Genomic DNA, 6,567 nt, shown 5'->3' on the forward strand with positions numbered 1-6,567 from the left:
ATAACCCCGCGCAACAGCCTCACCGCCGATATGCAATTCGCCGGGCACGCCGGTTGGTGCCAACTGACCGTGTTCGCTCAAGACGTAAAACTGAGTATTGGCGATTGGCGTGCCGACGCTTACCCGATCTTCAAGATTCGATAAATCCCAGACGGACGACCAGATCGTTGTTTCGGTCGGGCCGTACATATTGAAAACGCGACCGCCGACGGCCTCACGCAACGAACGCGCCAGATCGATCGGCAATGGTTCTCCGCCAACCAGAAGAATCTCGAGCGTCTTGAATGCTTCGCGCGTTTCAGGATCGGCAAGCATCATGCGCGCAAGGGAAGGCGTGCATTGAAGATGCGTGACACCGTGCCTGCGGATGTGCGCCGCGATTGAAAACCTGTCGCATTTCGCAACGGATCGCTCGTTCACGAGCCTGCGCAGATCATCGAGATGTGTCAGGTTGCCAAGCACGACATCGCCATCCACCCCGAAATCGATCAGACAGGCAAGTTCGTCGACACCCAGCCGTTGCAATTTATCAACGACTTCCACGCAACCATGAGGTGTACCGAACAATCCGCTGCTGCCGAAATATCGATCGAACGCACGCGACAAGAGGGCATCCCAGTCGCCCTCGCTGAATTGCTCCAGCGTCGCATCAATGCCGGCGCTCCTTGCCATATTGCTCATCAAGCCCGTGGAGCTTCGCAGGTAGTCGCAAAATGGCTTGCGGACGGTCTCTCTGACGGCGTCCGGATCGGTGCCGACGAAAGTATGAAGCATCAGCGTAACGTGCCCATCTCCGGGATGACCGGCCTCGCGCCGTGCCTGGCGATACAATGCAATGCTCTTTTCAAGCTGCTCGAAACTTTGCCCCAGAAGGTGGGTCAAGAGGTTGGCGCCGATCCGGCCGGCATTCCGGATCATGTCGGGGTCTCCCGCCGAAGTGAGCCAGAACGGCAATTCCGTCTGTATTGGCCTGGGCGACGTCTGGACCGCAATCGCGTCGCCGCGATGGTCGGGAAATTCAAGCGTTTCACCGCGCCACAAACGCCGTACCGTCTCGATGCCTGCGGTCAACGCCGTTTTTCGGTGTTCATAGTTCTGCGGGGCAAGTACGAAATCATTGCTATTCCATCCGCTGGCGAACGACAGCCCGACGCGGCCGTCCGACAGGTTATCGACCACAGACCATTCTTCGGCGACCCTGATCGGCGAATGCAGTGGCAACACAACGCTCCCGGCGCGAATGTGTATTCGTTCGGTCACGGCCGCAAGGGCCGCACCAGCCACCGAAGGGTTCGGATAAAGGCCGCCGAATGAGTGGAAATGCCGCTCGGGCGTCCAGACAGCCGAGAAACCATGCGTATCGGCAAACTTCGCTCCCTCCAGCAGCAAGCGGTAACGATCCCGCGCTGGCCCAGCGCCGTCATTGGCAAAATAAAAGAGACTGAATTCGAGCGGCTTGGCCGCCATTTCTGAAGCTTTCGAAAAATAGCTGCCCGCGTCGCCCTGCAATACGACCTTGAAGCCACGCGTCAACGCCCAAAAGATCTCCAACACGGAAATGTCGAAGCAAATCGTCGTTATCGCGAGGAACGTGGCGGACTGCGTGTACTCCAGGCGTGCGTCCATTGCCGAAAAGAAATTGGATATTTGCCGGTGTTCCACCATGACACCTTTCGGACGCCCGGTTGAGCCGGAGGTATAAATCACGTAGGCCAAATGGGAAGGTTGGACGTCGGTGTCGAGCTCTTCCCCGAAGGTATGCCCGCCCAGCAGAACGATACTGGCGCCACAATCCCGCACTTGCTGCTGCAATGCCGATTCGGTCAATACGATGCGTATGCCTGAGTCTTCGATCATCCAGGCCAGCCGGTCCTCCGGAAACGAAGGGTCGAGCGGAACGTAGGCCCCGCCCGCCTTCAGGATTGCCAGCATGCCTGTCACCATCTCTATCGAGCGCGAAGCGCAAATCCCGACAGGAACGTCGGGCCGCACGCCAAGACTCTCCAACTGCCGGGCCAGGCCGTTCGCTCGTGCATTCAACTCGCCAAACGTAATTTCCAGGTTGCCGCAGACCAGCGCAATCGCATCGGGTACACGCGTCGCGCGGGCTTCGTAAATTTGATGCACGCACTGCTCGCGCTGAAAATCCGCAGCAGTGAGGTGGGTGTCCGCCAGCAATGCAAGCAGCTCTTGTGCAGGCAGAATGGTCAACTCGCCAATGGGCTTGTCGGCATCGTCGAGTATGGATTCCAGCAAAGTCCGATAATGCCGGGCGAGGCGTTCCACGGTCGCCGGTTCGAACAGATCACGATCGTATTTCAATGCGAAAACCAGTCCTTCGCACTCCAGTACTTCGAGCGTGATATCGAACTGACCTTCCTGTTGGGCCAATTGATACGGCTCAACGAGCAGCCCACCGAGATTGACGCGGCGCTGGGCGGCAGAGGGTACCAGCAAGTCCAGCAGCCGATTGTCGGCTTGAGGCTTCTGATAAATCATGGCAACCTGGAATACCGGCGACCGACCGTGATTACGCGCGATCTTCAGCTTTTCAACCAGCAGCGCAAACGGATAGTCCTGGTGCTCGAGTGCTCCGAGCAATGCGCTACGCGCACGCGCTAGCAACACTCGAAAACCCGGATTTCCGGAAAGGTCGATGCGCACCGGCACCGGGTTGACGAAACAGCCCACCACGCGGTTGAAGGCGTCAAGGCCTCGCGCTGTGCCAGTCATCGGCACGCCGATAACGATATCCGTCTGCCCTGTGTAGCGATACAGCAGGACACTCCATGCGGCCAGCAGCGTATGAAACGGTGTGCAACTTTCCTGCCGGGAAAACCGCTTCCATTCGTCGGTAAGACCTAAGGGCAGATCAAATAGATGCGTCGATGCGCGCGTCGCGCGCACCATGCGCCTCGGGTGATCCGTCGGCAGATCGAGGGGCGGCAGTTCACCACTCAGCCGTTCGCGCCAGAAGTTCCAAAGCTGCTGCCCGCGTTCGCTTTCAAGCAGATCCGCCTGCCAGCGCACAAAGTCTTCGTAAGTGTGCTGAATCTGCTGCAGTGGCAGTTTTCGATCGCCGCTTGCTGCTTCGTAGAGTTCGCCAAGTTCACTCAGCAGTATCCATAAAGACCAGCCGTCGAACACCAGATGGTGAATATTGATGATCAATACGCTTCGTTCCGGCTCGATACGAAACAGCGTGGCCCTCATCAGCGGGCCGGCTTCCAGATCGAATGGGCGCTCGTAATCGCGGCGAACTTCAGCGTCAACGGTTTTGCCATCGACCGCCCGCTCTTCGAAAGCGACCTCCTGCGCGGCGTGAATCACCTGGACTGGCTCGCCGTTTTGCAAAGTGAACGTAGTACGGAGCGCGGGATGACGATCCACCAGCGACTGAATTGCCTTTCGCAGCGCTGCAATGCTGACGTGCGAAAAGACACGGATCGCAAACGCGACATGATATGCGGCCCCGTCGGGATTATCCTGATGAACGGTCCACAGTCCGCGCTGAGTGTACGACAGAGGAAAAATGGTCCGGACCTGCTGTGCCTGCTCGCGTGGCACGCACTCAGGTGGCGCCCGCTTCGCTGTGGACGAAAGCCCGGCGAGGTCGATTGCGGTATCGATAGGCCGATCGCTCATTGCCATCCCCGAGGGTGTTGCGGCAGTTCTTTCAACATGTCGTCCACGCGCTCGTCCGTCAGCCGGTCGAGATCGAGGTTCGCTGGATTTCGGGCCGCAGCGGGAGACGTATCGGGTAATGTCGTGGTCTGCGCCTGCATTTCGCCAAGACCAGGTTCAGCCCCAATCAGCACGCTCAGTTGCGACGCGCTCATGCCATCGATCAGTCGCAATGCAGGAACGTCGATTCCAAAACGGCTTTTCAGGTGGCGGGTCAGTTGCAAAGCCGAGAGTGAGTCGAGGCCTTCGTCGACCAGGGGGCGTTGGGGATCGATTGACACTGCTTGCGCGGCCGGAAACCCGAGTACCGACGCGACGATCTCCAGCACTGCTCCGTCAATATTCGAGGTATCGACTTGCCGTGAGACGACCAGCAATCCAGAAGCCGCTTTGCGTTTCTTCCGCAAGCGGGAAAACAACTCGGGCGGCTCGCTGCCGTCCCGCCACTGCGTAAAGAATGTTGGCCAATCGGCTGCCAATACCCCGGCCTGGGTCGTATCAGCGCCCAACACTTTTTCCAGTGCCGCGATAGCCGTTTCGGGCGGGAGCGGAGAGATCCCACGGTCGCTCCAGTTCCCTTGCGCAGCCGAGCCTATCTCACCCCACTGCCCCCAGTTGATCGTCGTCGCACGCAAGCCCTGAGTGCGCCGCGAATGCGCGAGCGCGTCGAGAAAAGCATTGCCGGCTACATGGCTGCCCTGCCCCGCAGAACCCAGCAGCGATGCAATCGACGAGTACAGCACGAAGAAATCCAACGGCTGGTCGAGCGTTAACTCATGGAGAATCCAGGAACCGTCGGCCTTTGCGGCCATTACGCTTAGCAGGCGCTCCACGGACTGGTTCAACAAGATGGTGTCTTCGAGCACACCGGCCGCATGGAACACGCCGCGCAGCGGTACTCCCCCGGTACGAATCTCGTTGAGAACATGCGCGACTTGCCGCGGCTCGGTCACATCGGCCTGATGAACGGTCAAGTTGATGCCTTGGGCACGAAACCTTTCTAGCGTATTCCTAACGTCCACGCTGGGCCGGCTTCGACTCATCAGGGCGATGTGCCGGGCACCTTGTCCAATCAACCATTGCGCGGTGCACATGCCGAGGCCGCCCAAACCGCCGGTCACCAGATAAGCGCCATCGGGTCTTACCCGGGCGGCAACCTCTGTTCGGCGCAGACGAGGATGTCGATCAAGGCGGCCAACATATCGACGTTGTCCGCTCAAGCTAACGACGGGTTCGTTGTCGCCTTCGAGTATCTCGCTCACCAGTGCAGTCATATCGGTTGCTGGATCAGCCAGATCCACCTGGCGCAGCCGCAGCTCTGGATGTTCGCTTGCGATGGTTCTGCCGATACCGGCCAATGCGGCCTGGACAGGGATGAACGTCGAACGCCCCGCTGCTGCAGTTGCCGCGCAAGTGACCCACCAGACCGGTGCCGCTTCACCGCTGCCGGAATGATGGACAGCGTGAAGCCAGGCCAACGCATCACCGCATCCCGGCGTCAGATCTTCGTGCGCCTTCGCGTCGAGATTGCGCAAGTAAATCGCACCTCGATAATCGCTGCCCACCAGGGAATGGCATGTCATCTGCGCCCGCGACACTACATCGCAATGTTCTCCCTGTTGCTCCAGACGTTGCGCCAGTTGCTGACCGACGCCTGCGTGATCTGCGTAGATCAGCCACTTCCCGTCCCCCGCAGTTTCCGGCTTACGACGGGCGAAGATGACGCGCTGGCCGGACGCCGATCCGCCAACGGCGGGAATACCGACAGCTCGGGCCAACTCGAACCCGTTGGCCTCGAGGAGGCTCAGCCAGTCTTCGGCAGCAAGTAGCGGATAGTCCGCGCGTAACTCCGTATCGGCAAAACGCCACCATCCTTCGCTCAGGCCGAAAGTCAGATCCACCCATCGCTCCATGCCGGTGCCCTCGAGGAGGACGAGCATGCCGCCAGGAGAAAGTACCTGATGGATATGCCTTAAAGAAACGCTCAGGTCTCGCGTGGCGTGCAGTACATTGGCTGCCACAACGATGTCGCAATAGCCGGGCGGCAATTGCTGCTCGTCCGGGGCCTGCTCCAGATCGAACTCACGCGCCTCGAAGAATGCGTTGTCGCGGAAACGCTCTGCGGTTTGCGCAACGAACGTTGGCGACACGTCGGTGAAAACGTAGCGGACAGCGCTGCCGTCCGCATAAGGCAGTAAGTGTGCTGTCGCCCCTCCAGTGCCTCCACCCACCTCGAGCACGCGCAACGGTTCCGAGCTTTTTCCGGCGACTTGGGCGTGCTTCAGGACGGCAACGAGCAACTGGTTCATCGCCCGAGCTCCCGGCGACGTCTCGTAGACGGCCTGCACCGCATCGATTTTTCCGCCCGGAAAGAGCAATTCGAGTGGGTCGGTTTGCCCCAGCAATACATTCGCCAAATGAGGACCACAGTGGCCCAATAAGTTCAGCTCGGCCTTTCCACATGGATAGCGGACCATCAGATCTCGCCGCAACGTCTGCGCGTCGGGCAAATCCGGATCACGAATAACAATCCAGCTTTCGGCTGTTTTCTCGAGGATTCGAGCCTCTGCGAGGATTGTCAACAGGCGGTTCAGCAAGCGCAGGTACTTCTCCTGAATCCCCCATTGTTCCGCGTCAAGTCGTTGAGAAGGTTCAAAACGACAACCCAGCTTCCGGAATGCCTCGACCACATACACCACACTCAATTGTTCCAATTCCGCCCGTAGTGCGCCGAACAACCGCAACTCCGGATCCGTGCCGAGTTGGAGCGCGGTTTCCGTCAGAATGCGAAAGATCTCGTCTGGTGAAGTCAGCCGGTCGGTCAACAACGGCTTCTCGGGATACTCCATGCGATACAGCAGATTTTCAATTTCCGGTCGACCG

Annotated in this window: 2 protein-coding genes; both read right to left on the reverse strand. The window is 59.1% G+C overall.

The genetic code is table 11. From position 1 onward, the window contains the following. On the reverse strand, window positions 1-3,645 hold a 3,645-nt coding region (locus tag QOC89_RS04495), incomplete at its 3' end, for a MupA/Atu3671 family FMN-dependent luciferase-like monooxygenase (RefSeq protein WP_323043924.1). After that, window positions 3,642-6,567 (reverse strand): SDR family NAD(P)-dependent oxidoreductase (locus QOC89_RS04500; protein WP_323043925.1); only part of this gene is annotated, 2,926 nt, incomplete at its 5' end. The genes QOC89_RS04495 and QOC89_RS04500, both read right to left, overlap by 4 nt.

The sequence above is a fragment of the Paraburkholderia sp. genome (assembly GCF_034668105.1).
GTDB lineage: Bacteria > Pseudomonadota > Gammaproteobacteria > Burkholderiales > Burkholderiaceae > Paraburkholderia.